The following is a 22,178-nucleotide window of genomic DNA, read 5'->3' on the forward strand; positions in this document are numbered from 1 at the left end:
AGTTGAAACGAGTTGTTTATATGTGGTTGCTCCCAATCATTACGATAGCCTGGTCATCAATAGCTTCCTGAATAATGAGAGGCTTTTTGATACAGTCATCAATACCACACTGATCGTTTGGTTCTTGATCAGCCTGGTTTTAGTCTACTTAAACCGAGCTATCCGTATTGGCGAATATGTTACCTTATTTTTAGTGAGCGCTTATCATGTCTTTACTTTATTCGATGTTGTACATAATGATCTGGCAATAACAGGCGGGTCACTTGGGGATTTCATCGTTTGGATCCCTTTGATCATCATGTTTTTCTTTTTAGTGCTAGGGACAAAAAAAAGGACTGTATTACTCAATCTTCATCTTCATGATTACACTAACTATCGGAGTGATTTATAGCGGGGAGATGACCCCTGAATCAATCGATTCCCTGACACAATTCCATGCCGCAAATATCGTTTATATACTAGTCCTATTTTACGCGCAAAATATGTTCCGAGCTTTTACAGAGAGGGATTTCTTTAAAAAGCACGCCTATATCGATTCCCTTACCCGCGTGGCGAACCGGCACCAGATTGATGTCTGGCTCGAGGAAAGGCTCGAGGCTGCGGAAGATGGAAGGGCGTTTTCAATTATCTTTTTCGATATCGACCTTTTTAAAAAGGTTAACGATGACTTTGGCCATAAAATCGGTGACTGTGTTTTGAAGGAGCTGTCTGCCATCGTCTCTGGCAATCTAACAGATGGTGACCTGTTCGGCCGCTGGGGCGGGGAGGAATTCATCCTGATTACGGATAATACCGGTGGACAGGCCTATGAAAAAGCGGAGCACTTCCGGAAGATGGTCGAAAATCATTGCTTCAAAGGAGCTGGCAGTTTGACGGCGAGCTTTGGGGTCACGGATTACCAGAGCGGAGACAATATTGATTCCTTGCTGAACCGTGCTGACGAAGGATTGTACGTATCGAAAAATTCTGGCAGGAACAAAGTTACCGTGAACTAGCCGTCCTCATTTATAGGAACCCTTTTTAGTTCCAAAAAATATATGATTAAACTATATTGATAATGTGGTAAGATAACAATGGTTAGGAATCTTGAATAGTATTAATATATGAAATCGCTTTCAATAGAATGGTAAAAGGAGCAGTGCACCATGAAATATCGTTCTGCATTTGATATTATTGGTCCGGTGATGATCGGGCCTTCGAGTTCGCATACAGCAGGGGCTGCGCGGATTGGCCGCATAGCGCGCACTTTATTCGAGAAGCAGCCGACAAAGGCCGTCATCTCCCTGTACGGCTCTTTTGCAAAAACTTATAAAGGCCATGGAACCGATTTGGCACTCGTTGCTGGAATCTTGGACTTTGATACATTTGATGAACGGATTCCCAATGCTTTGAAAATCGCAGAGGAATCTGGACTTGAAGTTGAATTCAATACGGAAGATGCTGTAATGGAGCATCCGAACACTGTAAAAATAAATTTATATGATGGGCAAGGCAAGGAGCTTGAAATCGTCGGGATTTCCATTGGGGGCGGAACGGTTGAGATTACAGAAATCAATTCGTTCAAGTTGAAGCTGTCCGGTGGCAATCCGGCAATCCTGGTCGTCCATCATGACAGATTCGGGCTGATTTCAGCCGTGACGACCGTTTTATCAAAGCATCAGATTAACATCGGCCATATGGAAGTCTCCCGAAAAGATAAGGGAGACACAGCAGTAATGGTCATTGAAATGGACCACAAAATCGAGAATGGCGTTTATGCGAGTTAACTGCCTTGATGGCGTTGACCAGGTCATCCGTCTCGTTGACTAAATATGAGTGACATCAGGAGGGCTAGCCATGTTTCGTAATGTTGCGGAGCTTGTTGAATTAGCTGAAAAAAATCAGGTGAAAATCGCCGAAATCATGATTCGGCAGGAGATAGAAGTATCAGGACGTTCCCGCGAGGAGATCATTGCCCAGATGGAAAATAATCTGCAGGTCATGGAACGTGCTGTAGAGCGAGGTTTGAATGGGGTCAAATCCCAGACCGGCCTAACAGGCGGGGATGCAGTCCTGTTGCAAAAATACATCGACAGCGGAAAGTCGCTGGCTGGCAATCTATTATTGGATGCCGTCAGCAAGGCAGTTGCCACGAATGAAGTAAATGCGGCAATGGGCATCATCTGCGCGACGCCGACAGCAGGATCAGCAGGCGTCGTTCCGGGTACACTTTTTGCAGTAAAAGAAAAGCTGAACCCGACACGCATGGAGATGATCGAGTATCTGTTCACAACAGCGGCATTCGGTTTTGTCGTAGCGAATAACGCATCGATTTCCGGCGCAGCCGGCGGTTGCCAGGCTGAGGTAGGTTCAGCTGCCGGAATGGCTGCGGCTGCAATCGTTGAAATGGCTGGCGGAACTCCGCAGCAGTCATCAGATGCCTTCGCAATTACGTTGAAGAATATGCTTGGATTAGTCTGCGACCCAGTTGCAGGACTAGTCGAAGTTCCATGTGTAAAAAGAAACGCGATGGGTGCATCGAACGCTATCACTGCTGCCGATATGGCACTGGCAGGCATAACAAGCAGAATTCCATGCGACGAAGTCATCGGCGCGATGTACGCCATCGGCCAGACAATGCCATCGGCACTGCGGGAAACAGCAGAAGGCGGACTCGCGGCAACACCAACTGGACGCCGATTGGAAGAAGAAATCTTTGGGAAGCCAAAGTCGAAGCTTGTGGATTATTTAATCCAAAAATAAGTTTGAAAAAGCCACTATCAATTGAAGTGGCTTTTTCTAATGGCAAAATTTCCGAGTCGGGACTTAGATTTTTTTACAATAAAAGAATGTTCCGTTTCTGGCACTCTTTCATCGTTTCCTCATTCCAAACAGATACCTGTACCTCACCAATATGGATTTTTTGCAGAAGAAACATGCACAGCCGTGATTGCCCGATTCCGCCGCCGATGGTGTAAGGAAGTTCTTTATTCAATAACGCCTGATGATACTCCAATTGTGTGCGTTGTTCCTGGCCGGCCAGCTTCAGTTGTTCTAATAAAACTTTTTCATCAACCCTGACACCCATTGAAGTGATTTCGATTGCCTGCTCTAAAGGTGGATACCAGAGCAACAGGTCGCCATTGAGATTCCAATCATCATAATCAGGTGAACGGGAATCATGCTTTTGGCCTGATTGAAGCTCATGCCCTATTTGAGTAATAAAGATTGCTCCGTACCTCTTTGTGATTGTATCCTCTCGCTCCTTTGGTGAAAGATCAGGATACGAATCCTCCAGTTCCTGTGAGGTGATAAAGCTTATTTCTTTCGGCAGGATGGGATTCAAAACGGGATAAAGTTTTGCTAAAAAACTTTCCGTCCTTTTGATTACATCGTAAATTTTTTCAACAGTGGATTTCAGTGTATTCACATTCCGCTGCTTTCGGGAGATTACTTTTTCCCAGTCCCATTGGTCGACATAAAGGGAATGAAGATTGTCGAGTGTCTCATCACGCCGGATTGCGTTCATGTCGGTATAAAGTCCTTCCCCTAGAGAAAAACCATACCGCTTCAACGCCATCCTTTTCCACTTGGCAAGAGATTGAACAATTTCAATCCTTTCGTTATCCACATCAAGTGCGTCAAAGGAAACAATCCGTTCATTTCCAGCCAAGTCATCATTGATTCCCTTCCCGCCTCTTACAAAAATTGGGGCCGACACTCTAGTCAGGTCCAGTGCCTCCGCAAGATTGCTTTCAAAAAAATCCTTCGTCTTCTTAATCGCAACTTCTGTTTCTCTTAAATTCAGTTTTGACTGATACTTCAAAGCAGCATTGCTCAATTTTGATCATCCTCTCCATATTATTTTAGCACTTTAAAGTAATTCCGCAAACATCCATTTACTTTATGACAGCAGGAAGTGAAAGTAGCTACTGTCCTTCTGCAAAAACGAAAAGCGACAACAGAAGTCGACAGTTTTAGTATTGAAGTGCCTATATACTAGTTAATAGAATTAATAAGTAGGGGGCGTGAGATGAGGAAAAAAGGATGGGCGGCTGCAATCGCAATTGGACTAGTCATGGCAGGGATTCATCCCGCTGAATCAGCAGAACTATCGGACATCCGCCAGCAACGACTGAATCTTAAGCAGGATTTCACCAAAAAAGAAGCGCAAATCGACGCAATGGATGAGGCGGAGCAAAAATATCTCTTCGAACTCAAGGCATTGGACGATGAGGTGGCAGTGGTCAACCAGAAAATCCGTGACCTTCAAAGCGTCCTCGATGGCTCAGTGAAATCTGTAGCAGATTTGAGAGCGGAAATCGAGGAGCTCACTGACATCATCTTCAAGCGCGAAAAGCGGATCAAGGAACGGCTGCGGACTATGCAGGCACAGGACGGGTTGGGAATGTACGTGGATATAATCTTTGATTCTAAAAATCTGTCCCAATTGCTAGAGGTGGCGACTGTCGTAAGTACCATCATAAAAGCGGATAAAGAGTTAGTGGCAGAACATCAGGCAGACCTGCAAATATTGAAGGATCAAGAGATTTTCCTCCAGCAGGAGATTGTTTCACTCGAGAAGGACCAAAAAGAAATGCAGAGTTTGCAAGATCAATTGAAAAAGAAGGCGGAAGAAAAGCAACGTCTGCTTGATACTGTTCAGGACACAAAGCGGGAAAGCGAATCAAAGCTGATGGACATGTATGAGGTCTATGTCAATCTCGCATCTCAGGAGATTGCGATTTTAAAAGAAAAGCAGAATCATCGTGAGGAGTATCTCGCTGCGAACCCGGAAGACGTATTCATCATGCCGACTAGCGGCGAGCTGACTTCTGGTTACGGTCCAAGATGGGGCAAGCTCCACGCCGGAATTGACATCGCTGATGAATCGCCTGACACTGTGGTTGTCGCTGCTGCTTCCGGAACTGTTATCCGCTCCTATTATTCGGCTACATATGGCAACTGCGTCCTGATCACCCATAAGATCAATGGCAAGACATTCACCACCCTTTACGCCCATCTGGAAAAAAGCACTGTCACCACCGGGCAATCCATCAGCAAAGGCGAAATGCTCGGCTACATGGGCAACACCGGTGACAGCAGAGGCAAGCATCTCCACTTCGAAATCCATGAAGGCCAGTGGAACTATGAAAAATCAAACAGCGTTGATCCGCTTGTATACGTTAGAAACTGAGCCAGATTCAATTTGCGAATCTGGCTTTTTACAGTTGTTCTTTACGTTAACGTCAATGGTATAATTTATTTACTGATTATTCTGTAAAAAAGAGGTTTTACTTATGAATTCTATTTCCGATCTGGCTGAGGAATTTGGGATTACAACCAGAACCATCCGTTATTATGAAGAGCTTGGATTGTTGAGGCCTACTCGCACTGAAGGAGGACGGCGGATGTATTCCAGCAGTGATGTAGCAAAGATGAAACTCGTCCTCCGCGGAAAGCGATTCGGTTTTTCGCTTGAGGAAATTAAAGAAATGGTGCTGCTATTCGACGAGGACCGGTCCGGCGAAAAACAACTGCAGCGGACCATTCAGTATGGAGAAGAGAAACTTGCAGAAGTGAATGAAAGAATAACAGAGCTCGTCGAAATCAAAGAAGAAATCGAAAGACTGATGACTGAATTTAAGGGGAGGTTACAAGGATGAATTTTTACGAAGAAGAACCGCAGTTTAGGGCATTGCTGAAGGAATTATTGGATGAGGAATTTTTTGCGTATGCGGACAAGGAGTTGAATGCGTTCGGTGAAAAATGTGCCAATGAAATTGAAGAAAGGGCAAGGTTTACCGACAGGGAAGGGCAGCCAAAGCTGATTAAGTTCGATGCTTATGGAGACGACATCTCTGAAGTCTGGGTGAATGATGGTTATCGTAAAACGGTCGAAGATTCATATAATACCGGCATTGTCGCTACGTCCATAAAGAAATACCAGAACTAGGCCGCCGGGGAAATTATATTTATTCCTATGCCCAGGGTTATCTGCTGTCTCAGACCGAGGCAGGCTTTTACTGCCCGGTAACACTGACAATGGCAACAGCATATTTATTAGACCAATACGCATCTCCAGAGCTAAAAGAAAAATTCCTGCCTCATGTCTTATCAACAGGAGAAACAACATTATACGAAGGCGCCACCTTCCTGACCGAACGCCAGGGCGGATCCGATGTCGGAGCAAACGTAGTGAAGGCAGTCCAGATAGCGGACGGCTACAAAATTTATGGAGAAAAATACTTCGCATCCAACGCAGGAATGTGCGGAGTCGCCATGGTTTTAGCAAGGAAAGAAGGTGCCCCATCCGGCACAAAAGGTCTGACACTCTTCGCTGTCCCATGGCGCAAAGAAGACGGAAAGCTGAACGGCATAAAAATTCGCAGACTCAAAGATAAACTCGGAGTACGCGCAGTCCCATCCGCCGAAGTCGAATTCGACGGAGCAGAAGCTTATGTAGTTGGCGATCCAACAAAAGGCTTCTATTACATGATGGAAGCACTGAACCTCTCCCGCGTCTGCAACACCGTCGCCTCCCTCGGCATCATGCGCCGATCCTACAGCGAAGCACGACAATACGCATTGAAACGCGACGCCTTTGGCAAGAAGTTGGCCGATTTCCCAATGATTAAGGATTCTCTTGTAAAAATGGCAGCGAAGCTCGAAGTCGAAACCCGAACCGTTTTCAAGTACTTGCCGTTGTTTGAGAAAGTCATGAGGAATGAGCCGGGAGTATCAGAAAAAGACATCGTTCTGAACAGGCTCTACATCGCCCTGCTGAAAAAAGAAACCGCAGAACAAGCCGTACATTTTGCTCATGAAGCAATTGAAATGCACGGTGGGAATGGGTATATTGAAGACTTTGTCACGCCGAGGTTGCTTAGGGATGCCCAAGTGCTGACCGTATGGGAGGGGACAGCGAATATCCTGGGGCTTGAGGTATTGAGGTTGATGGAGAAGTTTGGTGCTGGAGAGTTGTTTTTGGAGGAAATGAAAGAGCGTGTTGCTGGGATGGAAGGTGAGTATGTAGACCAGGTGCGCGGTGGAATAGAGCAGCTGGAGAAACTGTTGTTGTCTCTGCAAAAGGCATCACATGATCATAAGACTTTTCATTCCAAGCGTGTGGCACAATTGATGGTGAAGATTTTTGAGAGTGTGAATGCTTTGGAGTATGCTGCGAGTGGGGATGAACGGGCGGTGAAGGTGATGGAGGTCTATATAGTAGAAACTTGGAAATCAGGACATGAGTTCAATGAACAATTGAAATCCGTCGATTACTTTGATGTAGTATTGGCTTTAGAGGAATACGAGAAAGAAACCGCTATCTAAAAGATTAAAACAAGCCTAGGTCGGTATAGGCTTGTTTTTTTGTCGAGAAAACAGGAATTCTGACTACTTAAATACTTTGAAAATAAATTCTTCCAAGGTTGTTGACACTGTAAATCATAGATGGTAATTTAATTATATGTTCTATATAAAGAACGTCCAAATTCTTTATTAAGTTACACCATGCCAGGAGGAAAAGATGAGCGCAATTGCAGGAATCATTCACTTAAAAAAAGAGCCAGTTCCCTTCGAACATGGAAGGAACATAATGAAAAGTCTTGAAAAGTTCCCGGCAGATGATATCCAAGTCTGGCACAGACACAATGCCTTCATTGGAAACCATGCGCAATGGATCACACCAGAATCCGTCGGAGAGCAACAGCCTTTCTATGATTCCGAAAGACAATGCGTCATCACTGCAGATGCCATCATAGATAATAGAGAAGAACTATTCGAAAAGCTACAAGTCGAGCGGTCAAAACAGAAGCACATGCCAGATAGCCAGCTCATTTTGCTAGCTTACTATAAATGGGGAGAAGAATCCCCAAAACACCTCGTAGGGGACTTCGCTTATATGATCTGGGATGAGAGAAACCAGAAATTATTTGGAGCGAGAGATTTTTCCGGATCAAGAACTTTGTATTATTACAAGGACCATGAGAGATTTGCGTTTTGTACTACCATTTTGCCGTTGCTTTCATTGCCAGGAGTTAAGAAGGAATTGAATGAACAGTGGATGGCTGAGTTTTTGGCGATACCCGTAAACTTTGAATCTGTTGATCCATCTTCCACTACTTATAAACAAATAGAACAGTTGGCACCTTCTCACTCTATTAGTGTAAATGATGAAAAGGTCATTTTATCTAGATATTGTTACCTTATGGAAGGTAACAAGGAACTAAAACTAAAATCAGACGAAGAGTATGAAGAAGCATTTCGAGATGTGTTCCAAAAGGCAGTCAAATCAAGAATTAGAACACATCATAATGTAGGAGCGCACTTAAGTGGTGGATTGGATTCCGGTTCAGTAGTAGGCTTTGCTGGAAAACTATTAATACAAGAGAATAAAAAGCTAAATACCTACAGTTATGTACCCGTAGAAGTTCCAGGATTGGACTCATAAAAGCAGAGTAGCCGATGAAAGTCCCTATGTTAAGGCAACTGTAAACCATGTAGGCAATATTCATGATCACTACTATAGCTTTAGCGAAAGAAGTCCATTTACCGAAATTGACGATTGGTTGGAGACTATGGAAACGCCTTATAAATTCTTTGAGAATACTTTTTGGCTAAGAGGGATGTATGAAAAAGCACAAGAGAAGAAAGTTGGAGTGCTGCTAAATGGTCAGAGGGGGAATTGGACTATATCTTGGGGACCGGTTTTAGATTTTTATGCAGACCTACTTAAAAAATTCCGATTGATAAATCTCTATCAAGAATTGAACCAATATAGTAGGAACATTGGTGTGCAACGATCAAAGATTATGGTGGCTGCTCGAAAAAAAGCATTTCCTGCATTAAACAAATTAATAAATCCTACTGAGTCATTTCAATTTCCGATGATTATTAACCCTAAGTTCGCTAAGGACACAAATGTATTTTCGAAATTGAAAGAACACGGCATCGATGTTACCTTATCGGAAAGTCCGAGTGCATATGAAGTCAGAGATAGACAGTTTAGGCAGTTATACTATTGGAGTTTAACAGGAACATATGGTGCTAAACTCTCTTTGCGCTACTCCGTTTGGGAACGAGATCCGACTAATGATTTAAATGTAATTAAGTTTTGTCTTTCAGTACCAGAAGAACAATTTGTTAGAAATGGGTTGGATAGGGCACTTGTTAGAAGGTCTACAAAAGATTTATTACCAGATAAAGTAAGAATGAATATGAAATCCAGGGGGGTTCAAGGAGCGGATGGTGTTTATCGCATGTCATCTTACTGGGACACTTTCATAGAGGAGTTAGAAACAATGAGTGAGGATCCTATATCTGAGTACTACCTAAATCAATCAGTATTAAAGAGGGCCATAGTTAAGATAAAGCACGAACCCAGCCCAGAATATGCTTTTGATTTCGATTTTAGGATTTTAATGAGAAGCCTAATCTTTTATCGGTACTTAAAAAAGATTTCTTGAGAGGAGGTGAAAGAATGAAAAAGCAATGGCAAAAACCAGAGTTAGAAGTACTTAATGTCACTATGACAATGGCTGGACCAGGAATTAAAACTCCTGATGCTGTTCAACCGGACCAAGACGAAATGGTTCACTATAGTTAAATCTCTCGTCATATTTAATTTTTTTAATGACTAAAAGGCCCTTATGCAGTTTTTATGTATGAGGGCTATTTTTAAAAATTTTTCTTGCATAATATGGAGTGGAAAACATGATTGGTACTGATGCAAGCATTCATTATGAAGCATTTGGTTTGAAAATAAAAAGTATGATAACCTTACCGGAATTGAAGGTCGCAGGAGATAGGAATGAATTACATGAGGTAGTAATAACAGAAGGAGATTTGAATCAAATTTGGTCAAGTAAAACTAAGGATAATGGAAAATTTTTTGTTGAGGGAAACACCATCATGTTTCGAATACGAGATACAGCAACGTTTCTAGTGAAGGATGGACATAAGATAATTGTTTCACCCAAGCCAAATGCAGATCCAAATAAAATCCGTCTTTATATTTTGGGTACCTGTATCGGGGTCATCTTGATGCAAAGAAAAATCTTTGCTTTGCATGGTAGTGCCATTGATATTTACGGGAAAGCATATGCTTTCGTAGGACATTCGGGTGCCGGTAAATCAACACTTGCTTCTGCTTTTATTAATAGAGGATTTAACATGTTAAGTGATGATATTATACCAGTTTCTATGAGCAAAAACGGAGTATATTATGTAAATCCAACTTATCCTCAACAAAAGCTTTGGGAAGAAAGCTTACTTAACTTTGAAATGGATTCAAATAATTATAAACCATTATTTGAACGAGAGAACAAATTTGCTGTTCCAGTTCAATCTAATTACTGTGATTGTTCTTTACCGCTTGCAGGGGTTTTTGAGATTATCAAAACGAAAGAAGAGAATGTTTCTATAATGCCAGTCGTTAATCTAGAGAGGTTTCGACTTTTATTTAACCAGACTTTTCGACAATCATTAATCTCGCGCCTAGGATTGCTCGAATGGCATTTTTCAGAATCAGCTAGGATTATAAAACAAATTAGTATGTACCAGATATATCGTCCTTCAACGAGTTTTACGGCACCTGAATTAGTAGAAAAGATCTTAAAGAAGATAAGTGAGGGGGAGAGTCTAAATGTTGACTAAGGAAAAGATTTTATTAGATAGTAAGGTTGTTCAGAAGCCAGGAAATATTGTGAGTGACATGGATGGAGAAAAAGTGATGCTAAATATTGATAATGGGAATTATTATAATCTTGGGGAAATAGGAGGAGTTATTTGGGAAATGATTAAAGAACCGATTTCAATCGAACGATTAATTTATATGTTAATGGAAGAGTTTGATGTTGAAAAGAAAGATTGTGAGAGCCATTTAATTTCGTTTTTAACCAATTTGTCTTCAGAATGTTTAATTGAAGTATTAAATAGGTGAGGTGAAATGCGGAAATTTATCATATTATACAATTTAAATAATAGCGAAAGACTATTGTTTATGGAGACCATAATCCATTTGGCATGGGCTCGTGTTCTTAAGCTTTTTCCATTTAAAAAAGTTTCTCCTATGTTAGGTACTTACATGGATGAATCTTCATTCCAAGAGGAGTTTTCGGTTTATGAGACAGTTAGAAAAATATCCAATGCAATACATATCATAAGTCGATATACACCGTGGGAAAGCAAATGTTTAGTAAAAGCTATTGCAGGTATGAAAATGCTTCAAAGGCGTGGGATAAACAGTACATTATATTTAGGTACCGCAAAGGATGAAACGGGCAAGTTGATTGCTCATGCATGGCTCAGAAGTGGTAGCTATTATGTAAGTGGGGCAGAAGAAATGAACCGTTTTACAGTAGTAAGCAAGTTCTCAAATAAAAAAAATATTGAATATGAGGAATTTACAAATGGGGATTACTAGTGAAAAAAGGCACTTTTCAAAAGAATTGCAGCTACTGCTTTTTTTCTTAAATTCAAAATACGAAGAAAACAATCTCTTGAATGAAAAAGAGAGATTTGCTGATATTAATTGGGAGCATTTTATTCAACTTACTCTTCACCACCGTGTCTATCCCATTATTTACAAAAAGATGAATGTAATCAAGAGTAACGTTGTGCCCCCTAAGGTAATAGGGCGATTAAAGCAATATTATCAAAAGAATGTTTTCCAGATGTTGATGTTAGCTGGGGAAACAGAAAGTATTTCTAGACTTTTCATGGATCAAAATATTAGAACATTATTTCTGAAAGGGCCCGTACTTGGAGATCATTTATATGGGGATATTTCTTTAAGAACTTCCTCAGATATTGATGTTCTCATCCCAATTAGAGATTTAGAACGAGCTGAGAATATTCTGTTAAAACGGGGGTATATAAAAGACGATTATATTTTGACTGTTCTAAATGACTGGAAATGGAGGCATCATCATATCACTTTCATTCATCCACAAAAGAAAATAAAAGTGGAAGTACATTGGAGGTTAAACCCAGGCCCATCATGGAATCAACCTTTTGAAGATTTATGGACTCGGAAGAAGCAAAGCAGAATCTCAGATTTTCCTGTGTATATATTGGGTAATGAAGATTTATATGTATTTTTGACTTCACATGGAGCCCGTCATGGATGGTCTAGGCTTCGATGGCTAATAGACATCGACAAGTTGGTTAAACTTGATCTAGATTGGAACTGCATTAAAAGGCTCCTGAAACAATATCAACTTACTCCAGTAGGAGGGCAGGCATTACGGCTTGCTTCTGATTTATTAAATTCATTTACTCCATTGGAATTAAACGATATAACCGAATCAAAAAAACAAAGAAGTTGGCTAATGGAGCTCTATTTTACATTGAACAAATGATTGATCTCCATGTAGAACCATTGCCAGAAAATATAGCTCATTACCATAAAAATCATTTATTCCTATTAATGACTTTCAAGCAAAAAGTATTATTTATTCTTAGTTTTTTATTCCCTTATCCTGAGGATGCTCAATTTTTCCCATTGCCGAAGTCGTTTCATTTTATGTATTTTCCTTTGAGACCATTTCTATGGGCTTTGAGAAGAAAAAGGAAGCAGGCAATGTTTTAGGAGGATGTTCAATGAATTCCTTTTTATATTATATAAGACGATTATTTTCTTTTTCAGGAAGCATCCTCTATTGGAATATCATAGGTATGGCTGTAATTGGCTTTTTGGAGGGAATAAGCATATTATTACTAGTTCCCTTAATTAACTTAAGTGGGATAGTGGATTTTGATTCTGGGAAAGAAGGGCTTTTCGATATCTTGCATTCTGTACCTGAGACTTTAAGTTTACCTATAATTCTACTGACCTATGTCTTATTGGTTGTTGGACAAAACCTGTTTGATAAAAACTTGAATATGAGAAATGTGAAAATTGCCCATGGTTTTATTGGGTTATTAAGGATAGAAACATATGAGGCATTGTTGAGATCGAATTGGGGATTTTTCACAAGAAAAAGAAGTCAGATTTAATTAATGTGATGACTATTGAATTGGCAAGGGTATCTGGGGGAGTGTACCAATTTATACAACTGCTAACTTCCATAATTTTTAGTTTGATTCAAATCTGCTTTGCAATTTGGTTATCTGCAAAGATGACGATATTCGTGCTCCTAAGTGGCCTATTTTTATCATTTTTTTCGCGGAGGTTTATAAAAGAGTCAAAATTACTTGGAAAAAAAAACTTCACTGATATCTCAAGAATATTTAGCAGGAATAACGGATCAACTAAACGGGATAAAGGATATTAAAAGCAATACTTTGGAAGATTCGAGGATTAACTGGATTCGCTCGGTTGTTCACAGCATGTATGCAGAACAGATAGAGTATATAAAAATTAAGATATCATCACAGTTATTCTATAAAATATCATCTGCTATCCTAATTGCCACATTTATTTATTTCTCCGTAAAAATGTTCAATTCACAGCCGTCACAGTTTCTATTGATTATTGTCATCTTTAGCCGATTATGGCCAAGGATATTAGGCATTCAGTCCAATCTCGAACAATTAGCCTCAACGTTGCCAGCGTTTAAGGCATTAAATGATCTGCAATTAGAATGCAATATCTCGAGAGAAACAGTAAATAAAGTAGAGAGATCCAATGTGTCTCCTATAGTTTTAAATAAAGGGATTCAATGTATGGAGGTGTTTTATCGTTATGATCAGACCATTCCAAAGTATGCTTTACAAAATATCAGTTTAAAGATACCTGCTAATCAAATGACAGCTATAGTAGGAAAGTCAGGAGCCGGGAAAAGTACATTAATTGATATTTTAATGGGCCTTCATTCACCTGAAAAGGGAGAAATCCACATTGATAATCAGTTATTGACAGATAAAATGCTAAGTTCATTAAGAATGGCCATTAGCTATGTTCCCCAGGATCCATTTCTTTTTAATGCGAGTATTAGAGAGAATTTTAAAATGATTAATCCAAAAGTAACAACAGAACAAATATGGGAATCGTTAGAGTTTGCTGCAGCTGCGGAATTCGTTAGAAAGTTGCCAAAAGGTCTTGATACAGAAATAGGTGATAGAGGTATTAAGCTTTCTGGAGGAGAAAGGCAGAGACTTGTACTTGCCAGGGCAATACTGAAAAATCCATCCATTCTTATATTAGATGAAGCTACCAGTGCATTAGATACAGAAAATGAATTGAAAATACAAACTAGCTTAGAGCAACTTAAAGGAAAAATGACGATCATCGTAATAGCTCACCGCTTATCTACTATTCGTAATGCAGATCAAGTGATAGTAATGGAAGAAGGAAAAGTAATTCAAAGTGGAAGGTATGGACAGCTCGCTAGCGATTCATCGGGTGTTTTTAGTGGGTTACTAAAACAACAGAATGCGCTAATGTCATCATAAGAGAAAATAATTCCCAAAAAGTATTGACTTGTTCTTTATACAGAACTAAAATAGGTATATAATATCAGTAATTGAGAACGTATATTTTTTAGGTCTTAATGTTCTCTATCTAGAACAAACTAAGTTTTAAGGTGGGTTAATGAGCAATGAATAATTCAAAAAAAGGGATTTCCAAAGAAATCAATATAAAAGAAATTTTCTTAGTCATGAAAAAACGTCTTTGGATCATTGCCGTTATTACTGCCCTGTCATCAATTGCTGGATATTTATATGGGGAAAAGGATATCACTCTTCTATATCAATCTTCGGCCCGGATTATTATAGGTAAAGAAGCTGACATGAATACGCTGCAGGTGATACTGAAAGATCCAGTAGTATTGGAGAAGGTTGTTGAGAAACTGGATTTGAATCGAAGTCCAGAGTCTTTGGCTAATCAGATTAGTGTAGGAATTATTGATAGTTCAAAGGTTGTAAATGTACAAGTGATTGATACCAATCCCAATAGAGCAGCTGATATTGCAAATACAACAGCGGAGGAGTTTAAAAAAGAAATTAGCAGCCTTTTAAACTTTAATGATTTAAGGCTTTATTCCCCCGCAAAAGTAAATTCCAACCCAATAAATGAGCAAGAGAATAAAGCGGGAATTATAGGATTGGTCTTTGGTCTTTTTGCAGGCATTGGATTTGTTTTTTTCTTGGATTCATTGGATGACACGATTAGGTCTAAAAAAGATGTAGAGGATATTCTGGATCTTCCGGTATTAGGAAGGATATCGAAAATGAGCAAAAAAAATATTCAAAAACAAAGTATTCATCAAATAGATTTTCCGCGAGGTGATACCGGTGTTCCAAAGTAAACGTAGAGCAGCAGCAGCAAGGCAAAAAAGGAATTTGATAGTTTACTCAAACCCGGATTCAATTATTGCTGAACAATTCAGGACACTTCGCACGAATGTCCAGTTCCTAAATGGTGGCAAAAAAAGCACATTGCTTTTAACTTCACCAAGTTCAAGTGAAGGAAAGTCAACTGCTGCCGCGAATCTTGCAGTTTCTATGGCACAGCAAAAGGAAAGCGTACTGTTGGTTGATGCAAATTTAAGGGATCCTCATATTCATTTTATATTTAAAATTCCGAATGATAAGGGATTGGCAGATGTCCTAACTGGCCAGGCAGAACTTAAAGATGCAGCATACCAAACCGAAATCGGAAACCTTGCTATTTTGACAAGCGGCCAGCTAGATTCTAACCCAGCTGAATTACTCGGTTCAGAAGCCATGGAGAAGTTATTTCAAAAGGCACTAGAGAATTACGATGTGATTCTGATCGATTCCCCTCCAGTGCTGGAGGTAACGGATACAAAGTTGTTAGCCAATAAAAGTGATGGTGTAATACTTGTTATAGGTGAAGGAAAAACAGCTATTGAAAAAGCGACGGAAGCAAAGAAGGCTCTTGAGTTCGCTAAAGCAAAAATCTACGGCGTCATATTGAATGAGATGAAGTAATAATTTTTTTTTTACCACTTTTGTTCTCTATTGAGAAATTAATGTTCTTTTTATGGTGATGTCTCCTAGCCGTTATCAAAGGAGGCACTCGGTCATGCTGTGGGTTGAATAAACCTTAGACGCTCTGGTCGTCGGGAGTGTGATGTGAGGGGGGGTTGAATGCCCCGTATTTATTATAAAGTCTTTACTTATTTGTTTTCTGAAAAGAACCAATAAGTAAAGACTTTATTTTTAAGGAGGATACATATGAAAGAAATAGATAAGTTTCCGAAATCGATAAAAAAAGCAGTACGCTACATAAAGCAAGACGCCAGCAAAGAGGAATTGAAAGAAATAAGAAAGCTGATCGACTATGCTATTAAGCTGCGGAACGTGAGGTTAGATTAAAAAAGGAGGGAGGAAAAGCATGACCTATAGGCAAAGACTTTCATTATTTATCCTTATTGATTCAGCCATTGTGCTAACGGCGATTTTCATTAGTCATTTACTAGTACGTGGGACAATTGATACTTCAACATTCTTTTATTTAACTAGTGCACAGCCATCTTATTAAGCCATCATTTATTTTCATTTAAATTCAAGCTTTATAAAAAGGCCTGGGAATATGCAAGTGTCGGAGAACTGATTATCATCCTGAAGACGGCGACAGCTTCAATCCTGACGGCAGCTGTATTCCAGGGAGTCATTCTCAATGAAATCTTTCTAAGGCGGTTGTCGGTAACATGGTTGCTTTTAGTATTAATCATTGGCGGGTCAAGGTTTTGCTGGAGGATTTACAGAGATCTATATTTGAGTCGTTTAACTTTTAGCAAAAGGACACTAATTATTGGTGCAGGTTCTGCCGGAACGATGGTTGCAAGGCAGTTGCTAAAAAGTAAGGAATCTGACCTCCAGCCTGTTGGTTTCATCGATGATGATACCAAAAAGCATCATCTGGATATTATGGGCATACCAGTACTGGGCGGAGTTGGAAAAATAGATGCCATTGTGAAAAAATTTAAAATAGACAACATTGTCATTGCCATTCCTTCGTTAAGCAGAAAGGAACTGAATAGCATTTTTAAAGAATGTGCAAAAACGGATGCGAAGACGCAAATCCTGCCAATGCTGGAGGATCTTATGACCGGCAAGCTCTCTGTGAACCAATTTCGTGATGTCCAGGTTGAAGATTTACTGGGAAGAGATCCTATCGTGTTAAACGATGACAAAATTTCTGAGGATATCACAAACAAAGTAGTGCTTGTAACTGGTGCTGGAGGGTCGATTGGTTCAGAAATCTGCCGGCAGATTGCTCAATTTAATCCTGAAAAATTAGTTCTCTTAGGACACGGTGAAAATAGCATTTACTCAATTGAATTGGAACTGAAAGAAAGTTTTCGAGATTCATCTATAGAGTTTATTCCTGTCATTGCTGAAATCCAGGATGCCAAAAAAATGATGTCCGTGATGGAGACATTCCTGCCGGATGTTGTCTATCATGCTGCCGCCCATAAACATGTGCCTTTAATGGAGCGCAATCCTGAGGAAGCAGTAAAAAATAATATGATTGGCACGTTGAACGTAGCGAATGCTGCAAGCTGGCATGGAGTGAAAACATTCGTGATGATTTCATCTGACAAAGCTGTAAATCCTACAAGTGTGATGGGAGCAACAAAGAGGCTGGCCGAGATGATCGTACAGCATATGGATGAGAGCAGTAATACAAAATTTGTTGCGGTCAGATTTGGCAATGTTCTCGGCAGCCGGGGAAGTGTAATTCCTCTCTTCAAGAGGCAAATTGAAAAAGGCGGTCCTGTCACTGTGACGCATCCAGAAATGGTACGTTATTTCATGACAATTCCAGAGGCATCAAGCTGGTGATTCAAGCAGGAACTCTGGCGTACGGAGGAGAAATTTTCGTCCTTGATATGGGGGAACCTGTAAAAATAGTAGACCTGGCCAAAAACTTGATTAAGCTATCAGGTTATTCTATAGAAGAAATCGGAATAGAATATACAGGAACAAGACCTGGTGAAAAGCTATATGAAGAGCTTTTGAAGGATGATGAAGTAGGAGAGCATCAAGTGCATCCAAAAATATATGTAGGAAAAACTTCAGAGTTATATATATCCGAGATAGAAGAGATTATCGGCACCTTCTCAAGTATGGAAAAAGAAGAATTGAGAGCTCGTTTGTTAGCATTAGCTAACAACAGGGTTGCCGATTCTCCGTTAATGAAAATGTCAGTTTAGGGGTGGAAGAAAAATGAAAGTCAAAAAAGCGATTATTCCGGCTGCTGGCCTGGGAACGAGGTTCTTGCCGGCAACGAAAGCGATGCCAAAAGAAATGCTCCCGATTGTTGATAAGCCAACTATTCAATATATTGTTGAAGAAGCAATTGAGTCAGGAATTGAGGATATTATCATTGTTACTGGGAAAGGAAAAAGAGCGATTGAAGACCATTTTGATCACTCCTTTGAATTGGAACAAAACCTGTTAGAAAAAGGGAAATTCGAGTTACTAACTGAGGTCCAAAAGTCTTCAAAACTCGTTGATATCCATTACATTCGCCAAAAAGAACCAAAAGGACTTGGCCATGCGATTTGGTGTGCACGAAAGTTTATTGGGAATGAACCTTTTGCAGTTCTCTTAGGTGATGATATTGTCCAGGCGGAAAAACCTTGCCTCCAACAAATGATGGAACAGTATGAAAGATATAATGCTTCGATTCTTGGAGTGCAAAAAGTGAATCCAACTGAAGTATCCAGATATGGGATTGTAGATGGAAACTGTATTGGCGACCGATTTTACAGTGTCAGCAGTTTAGTAGAAAAACCAAAGATAGAAGAGGCTCCTTCAAACCTTGCTATCATGGGCCGCTATATTCTGAATCCAAGAATATTTGATATCCTGGATCAGCAAGAACCGGGTGCTGGAGGAGAAATCCAGTTAACGGATGCCATCGCCGGCTTGAACGAATATGAAGCGGTGTATGCATACGAATTTGAAGGCACGAGATATGATGTTGGTGAAAAAATGGGCTTTATTAAAACGACGATTGATTTCGCTTTACAGCGGGATGATTTGCGCTCCGATCTGCTAGACTACTTTTCTTCGATTTTAAATCTTGAAAAAGCTAGGCAGAGTTAAACAGATGGGAGCTAAAAAGCGGATTTTACTTTGTGCGACCGTTGATTATCATTTCAGTGCCTTTCATTTGCCTTACATGAAATGGTTCAAAGAGCAAGGTTGGGAGGTCCACGTTGCTGCTAAAGGTGATATGGAACTCCCTTTTGTTGATAAAAAATATGATTTGCCGATACAAAGGTCGCCATTCAGCCTGCAAAACGCGAAGGCATATCAACAATTAAAATCAATCATCGACCAAAATGACTATCAAATCATTCATAGCCACACACCGGTTGGCGGAGTGCTGGCCAGACTAGCTTCCAGGGCAGCACGGGAAAAAGGAACAAAAGTATTGTACACAGCTCATGGTTTTCATTTCTGCAAAGGATCACCAGCAATAAACTGGCTAATCTATTATCCTATTGAAAAATGGCTGGCAAGGTTTACCGACTGCCTGATTACCATTAATGAAGAGGATTTCAATAGAGCTATTCATCATCAATTCAAGGCTGGCCGCATTGAACATGTCCATGGAGTTGGAGTAAATACAGAAAAGTTCAGACCCGCTGAAAAAGAATACAAAAAGGAATTAAGAATCGCCTATGGCTACAACGTTGGCGATTTTTTAATGTTTTACGCAGCTGAATTCAATAAAAATAAGAACCAGCAATTGTTAATTCAAGCCCTGGCACAAATAGTAGATGAAGTTCCAAAAGCTAAGCTGTTATTAGCTGGAGAAGGACCTTCATTACAGGATTGCCGCAAATTGGCCAGAAAGCTAGGAGTGGAAGATCAGGTTCATTTTCTAGGATTCAGAAAGGACATAGAACAATTGCTGCAAATCTCTGATGTAGCTGTTGGATCCAGTTTCCGAGAAGGACTCCCTGTAAATATTATGGAAGCCATGTCATGTGGCTTGCCAGTTATCGCGACAGTAAACAGAGGACACAGAGAGCTAATTACAAACCAGCAAGAAGGCTGGTTAATCAAAGAGTCTGACCCACGGATGTTTGCAAAAAAGATGAAGTTGCTGGCAAAGGATCCAGCACAAAGGGCAGTAATGGGATCCAATGGACGAAGGCTGATTATAAATAAATTTAGTACAAACAAAATACTTCAAGAAAAGAGTGCAATCTACAAACCATATATGGCAGAAACGGAGGAATCGCAGTGGGCAGTCCTTTAAGAGTTTTACATGTAGTCGTCAACATGAACCGTGGCGGGGCAGAAACACTGCTGATGAATCTATATCGAAACATCGATCGGTCAAAAATCCAGTTTGATTTTTTGACCTGTAAAGAAGGGGTGTTTGATGAGGAAATAATGCAACTGGGTGGGAATGTGTACAGGGTTCCGTATATTACAGAGGTAGGACATTTAAAGTATCTTAAGGCATTGACCGACTTTTTTATGAAATATCCACATTACCAGATTGTTCATTCGCATATGGATAAAATGAGTGGATTTGTATTACGTGCCGCTAAAAAAGCAGAAATTTCTGTAAGGATAGCTCACAGTCATAGTACAAGGAGTGAAGGCGGGGCAGCAGCTAGAATATACAAATGGTATGCCGGAACATTGATTTCAAAGTATGCTACTGATTTTGTATCATGTTCTAAAGAAGCTGCAGAATGGCTATTTGGAAATAAATCTGATAGAACGGTCTTCTTGAAAAATGGAATTGATCTAGAACAATTCAAATATTCTCTGAAGGTAAGGGAATCGATCAGATCAGAATTAAAAATAAAGGAAAATCAGTTCATAGTCGGTCACGTCGGCAGATTTTCAATGCCGAAGAATCATTCCTATTTATTAGAGGTGTTTAAAGAATTTCTGTCTTATAGAGAAGACGCCATTCTTTTGTTAGTTGGGGACGGTCCGCTGCTCCCGGAGACTAAGCGGAAAGTAGAAGAGATGCAACTTACTAAAAATGTTGAGTTTCTTGGTAGCAGATCAGATGTTGAACAACTTCTCCAGGCATTTGACATTTTTCTGTTCCCTTCTTTCTTTGAAGGGTTTCCAGTCTCAGTAATTGAGGCTCAGGCTTCAGGGCTTCCTTGCCTTATCTCTGATTCAATAACTAGAGAGATAGACATGGGAATAGGTTTAGTTCAGTCTCTATCTCTCAACAATAAAAAATTATGGATTGACAAGATGCAGGAAATAGCGGGTCTACACTCTATTAGAAATAGTAATTTAAACTCACTGATTTCGAAAAATGGCTTTGATATAAAGAATTCTTCTGATTATCTTAGAGAATTTTATTCTACTGTTACAGGGGATGTGATAAATGAAGAAGTTAACGGTATTTACGCCAACATTCAATAGAGCATATTGTCTGAGCAATTGCTATGAATCGTTAATAAGACAAACCAATAAAGACTTCATTTGGTTAATCATTGATGATGGGTCTACTGATAATACGAAGGACTTAGTTAGTATTTGGCAGACTGAAAGATTAATAGAAATTCAATATATTTGGCAAGAAAACCAGGGTATGCATGGAGCGCATAATACAGCATATGAACTAATCGAAACTGAATTGAATGTTTGTATCGATTCTGATGATTATATGCCTGATGATGCAGTAGAAAAAATTATAATGATGTGGGAAAAACATGGCAGTCAAAATGTCAGTGGAATTATAGGACTAGATTCTAACTTTGATGGAAAAGTAATCGGTTCCTTGCTGCCGACTAACCTAAAGACCTCTACACTGTTTGATTTGTATTATAAATATGGAGTATCGGGGGATAAAAAGCTAGTTTATAGAACAGATTTAACTAAAGAATTCCCTTATCCGATTTTTAAAAATGAGAAATATGTAGGCCTTGCCTACAAATATTATAAGCTGGACCAAAAATATACATTGCTATTAATGAACGAGGTATTATGTTGTGTGGAATACCTACCAGATGGCTCGTCACTTAATATGTTGAGGCAATACCAGAAAAATCCAAAAGGATTTGCGTTCTACAGGAAAGAACTTATGAAGTTACCTTTCGTAAATGGCAAGTTTAAGTTTCGACAGGCTGTCCATTATGTTTCAAGTTGTCTACTAGATAAAAATTTTCAATTTATTAAAGAAGCCCCAAACAAGTCCTTAACCACAATTGCAGTGCCATTAGGAATCATTTTGTTTCTTTTTATTAAGACAAAAACAAGAACGATTTAATTGAAAGGAATTT

The 22,178-nt window shown here is 39.8% G+C and carries 17 protein-coding genes and 6 pseudogenes; 22 read left to right on the forward strand and 1 reads right to left on the reverse strand.

The genetic code is table 11. The features are described from left to right. The first annotated feature begins 22 nt into the window (after positions 1-22). The 4 genes and pseudogenes from JCM21738_RS03255 to sdaAA all read left to right on the forward strand — a co-directional run bounded on the left by JCM21738_RS03255 (position 23) and on the right by sdaAA (position 2,742). Complete coding sequence (locus JCM21738_RS03255; protein WP_035208882.1) at positions 23-391, forward strand: hypothetical protein; 369 nt, start codon at positions 23-25, stop codon at positions 389-391. A gap of 7 nt (positions 392-398) precedes the next feature. Then, positions 399-995, forward strand: coding sequence for a GGDEF domain-containing protein (locus tag JCM21738_RS03260; RefSeq protein WP_052019552.1), 597 nt, complete (start codon positions 399-401; stop codon positions 993-995). A gap of 150 nt (positions 996-1,145) precedes the next feature. Next, positions 1,146-1,809: pseudogene (gene sdaAB / locus JCM21738_RS03265) on the forward strand (L-serine ammonia-lyase, iron-sulfur-dependent subunit beta). 27 nt (positions 1,810-1,836) lie between these two features. Further along, positions 1,837-2,742: an L-serine ammonia-lyase, iron-sulfur-dependent, subunit alpha gene (gene sdaAA / locus JCM21738_RS03270; protein ID WP_023625840.1), complete on the forward strand. Its 906-nt coding sequence runs from the start codon at positions 1,837-1,839 to the stop codon at positions 2,740-2,742. Between the two features lie 73 nt (positions 2,743-2,815). Here the strand turns inward: sdaAA and asnA are convergent, their stop codons facing one another. Next, positions 2,816-3,805 (reverse strand): aspartate--ammonia ligase, encoded by a 990-nt coding sequence (gene asnA / locus JCM21738_RS03275; protein WP_173401217.1) that lies wholly within the window; start codon positions 3,803-3,805, stop codon positions 2,816-2,818. A gap of 207 nt (positions 3,806-4,012) precedes the next feature. Between asnA and JCM21738_RS03280 the strand changes: the two genes are divergently transcribed. The 18 genes and pseudogenes from JCM21738_RS03280 to JCM21738_RS03360 all read left to right on the forward strand — a co-directional run bounded on the left by JCM21738_RS03280 (position 4,013) and on the right by JCM21738_RS03360 (position 22,165). Then, complete coding sequence (locus JCM21738_RS03280) at positions 4,013-5,176, forward strand: murein hydrolase activator EnvC family protein (protein ID WP_023625838.1); 1,164 nt, start codon at positions 4,013-4,015, stop codon at positions 5,174-5,176. 103 nt (positions 5,177-5,279) lie between these two features. After that, a complete protein-coding gene (locus JCM21738_RS03285) occupies positions 5,280-5,645 on the forward strand; it encodes a MerR family transcriptional regulator (protein ID WP_023625837.1) in 366 nt (121 codons plus the stop codon). Next, a pseudogene (locus JCM21738_RS26560) lies at positions 5,642-7,314 on the forward strand (acyl-CoA dehydrogenase family protein). Before JCM21738_RS03285 ends, JCM21738_RS26560 begins: the two are co-directional and overlap by 4 nt. 196 nt (positions 7,315-7,510) lie before the next feature. After that, positions 7,511-9,449 (forward strand): annotated as a pseudogene (locus tag JCM21738_RS03295) (asparagine synthase-related protein). Between the two features lie 14 nt (positions 9,450-9,463). Then, positions 9,464-9,589, forward strand: coding sequence for a paeninodin family lasso peptide (locus tag JCM21738_RS23765; RefSeq protein WP_023625834.1), 126 nt, complete (start codon positions 9,464-9,466; stop codon positions 9,587-9,589). Between the two features lie 107 nt (positions 9,590-9,696). Next, positions 9,697-10,638, forward strand: coding sequence for a phosphoenolpyruvate carboxykinase (ATP) (locus JCM21738_RS03305; RefSeq protein ID WP_023625833.1), 942 nt, complete (start codon positions 9,697-9,699; stop codon positions 10,636-10,638). Then, complete coding sequence (locus tag JCM21738_RS03310) at positions 10,628-10,924, forward strand: lasso peptide biosynthesis PqqD family chaperone (RefSeq protein ID WP_023625832.1); 297 nt, start codon at positions 10,628-10,630, stop codon at positions 10,922-10,924. Before JCM21738_RS03305 ends, JCM21738_RS03310 begins: the two co-directional genes overlap by 11 nt. Before the next feature lie 6 nt (positions 10,925-10,930). Then, a complete protein-coding gene (locus JCM21738_RS03315) occupies positions 10,931-11,407 on the forward strand; it encodes a lasso peptide biosynthesis B2 protein (RefSeq protein WP_023625831.1) in 477 nt (158 codons plus the stop codon). After that, positions 11,394-12,574, forward strand: a pseudogene (locus tag JCM21738_RS03320) (nucleotidyltransferase domain-containing protein). The gene JCM21738_RS03315 and the pseudogene JCM21738_RS03320 overlap by 14 nt, the downstream one beginning before the upstream one ends. 11 nt (positions 12,575-12,585) lie before the next feature. Further along, positions 12,586-14,379: pseudogene (locus JCM21738_RS03325) on the forward strand (ABC transporter ATP-binding protein). A gap of 146 nt (positions 14,380-14,525) precedes the next feature. Further along, positions 14,526-15,236 (forward strand): YveK family protein, encoded by a 711-nt coding sequence (locus tag JCM21738_RS03330; protein WP_023625828.1) that lies wholly within the window; start codon positions 14,526-14,528, stop codon positions 15,234-15,236. Beyond that, on the forward strand, positions 15,223-15,882 hold the full coding sequence (locus JCM21738_RS03335) for a CpsD/CapB family tyrosine-protein kinase (RefSeq protein ID WP_023625827.1): 660 nt from the start codon (positions 15,223-15,225) through the stop codon (positions 15,880-15,882). The genes JCM21738_RS03330 and JCM21738_RS03335 overlap by 14 nt, the downstream gene beginning before the upstream one ends. 246 nt (positions 15,883-16,128) lie before the next feature. Further along, a complete protein-coding gene (locus JCM21738_RS24695; protein WP_023625826.1) occupies positions 16,129-16,269 on the forward strand; it encodes a hypothetical protein in 141 nt (46 codons plus the stop codon). A 19-nt stretch (positions 16,270-16,288) separates the two neighbouring features. Next, positions 16,289-18,113: pseudogene (locus JCM21738_RS03340) on the forward strand (polysaccharide biosynthesis protein). A 13-nt stretch (positions 18,114-18,126) separates the two neighbouring features. Then, a complete protein-coding gene (gene galU, locus JCM21738_RS03345) occupies positions 18,127-19,011 on the forward strand; it encodes a UTP--glucose-1-phosphate uridylyltransferase GalU (protein ID WP_023625824.1) in 885 nt (294 codons plus the stop codon). A 4-nt stretch (positions 19,012-19,015) separates the two neighbouring features. Further along, positions 19,016-20,176, forward strand: coding sequence for a glycosyltransferase family 4 protein (locus JCM21738_RS03350; protein ID WP_023625823.1), 1,161 nt, complete (start codon positions 19,016-19,018; stop codon positions 20,174-20,176). Continuing rightward, positions 20,161-21,318, forward strand: coding sequence for a glycosyltransferase family 1 protein (locus JCM21738_RS03355; protein WP_023625822.1), 1,158 nt, complete (start codon positions 20,161-20,163; stop codon positions 21,316-21,318). Before JCM21738_RS03350 ends, JCM21738_RS03355 begins: the two co-directional genes overlap by 16 nt. Then, complete coding sequence (locus JCM21738_RS03360; protein WP_023625821.1) at positions 21,281-22,165, forward strand: glycosyltransferase family 2 protein; 885 nt, start codon at positions 21,281-21,283, stop codon at positions 22,163-22,165. The genes JCM21738_RS03355 and JCM21738_RS03360 overlap by 38 nt, the downstream gene beginning before the upstream one ends. The last annotated feature ends 13 nt before the right edge of the window (positions 22,166-22,178 follow it).

The organism is Mesobacillus boroniphilus JCM 21738 (assembly GCF_000517385.1).
Classification (GTDB): Bacteria; Bacillota; Bacilli; order Bacillales; family Cytobacillaceae; genus Mesobacillus; species Mesobacillus boroniphilus.

Coding starts and splice junctions, on each gene's coding strand:
- JCM21738_RS03260 (WP_052019552.1), top strand. CDS start 399: ATGACCCCTGAATCAATCGATTCCCTGACACAATTCCATGCCGCAAAT.
- sdaAA (WP_023625840.1), top strand. CDS start 1,837: ATGTTTCGTAATGTTGCGGAGCTTGTTGAATTAGCTGAAAAAAATCAG.
- JCM21738_RS03280 (WP_023625838.1), top strand. CDS start 4,013: ATGAGGAAAAAAGGATGGGCGGCTGCAATCGCAATTGGACTAGTCATG.
- JCM21738_RS03285 (WP_023625837.1), top strand. CDS start 5,280: ATGAATTCTATTTCCGATCTGGCTGAGGAATTTGGGATTACAACCAGA.
- JCM21738_RS23765 (WP_023625834.1), top strand. CDS start 9,464: ATGAAAAAGCAATGGCAAAAACCAGAGTTAGAAGTACTTAATGTCACT.
- JCM21738_RS03305 (WP_023625833.1), top strand. CDS start 9,697: ATGATTGGTACTGATGCAAGCATTCATTATGAAGCATTTGGTTTGAAA.
- JCM21738_RS03310 (WP_023625832.1), top strand. CDS start 10,628: ATGTTGACTAAGGAAAAGATTTTATTAGATAGTAAGGTTGTTCAGAAG.
- JCM21738_RS03315 (WP_023625831.1), top strand. CDS start 10,931: ATGCGGAAATTTATCATATTATACAATTTAAATAATAGCGAAAGACTA.
- JCM21738_RS03330 (WP_023625828.1), top strand. CDS start 14,526: ATGAATAATTCAAAAAAAGGGATTTCCAAAGAAATCAATATAAAAGAA.
- JCM21738_RS24695 (WP_023625826.1), top strand. CDS start 16,129: ATGAAAGAAATAGATAAGTTTCCGAAATCGATAAAAAAAGCAGTACGC.
- galU (WP_023625824.1), top strand. CDS start 18,127: ATGAAAGTCAAAAAAGCGATTATTCCGGCTGCTGGCCTGGGAACGAGG.
- JCM21738_RS03350 (WP_023625823.1), top strand. CDS start 19,016: ATGGGAGCTAAAAAGCGGATTTTACTTTGTGCGACCGTTGATTATCAT.
- JCM21738_RS03360 (WP_023625821.1), top strand. CDS start 21,281: ATGAAGAAGTTAACGGTATTTACGCCAACATTCAATAGAGCATATTGT.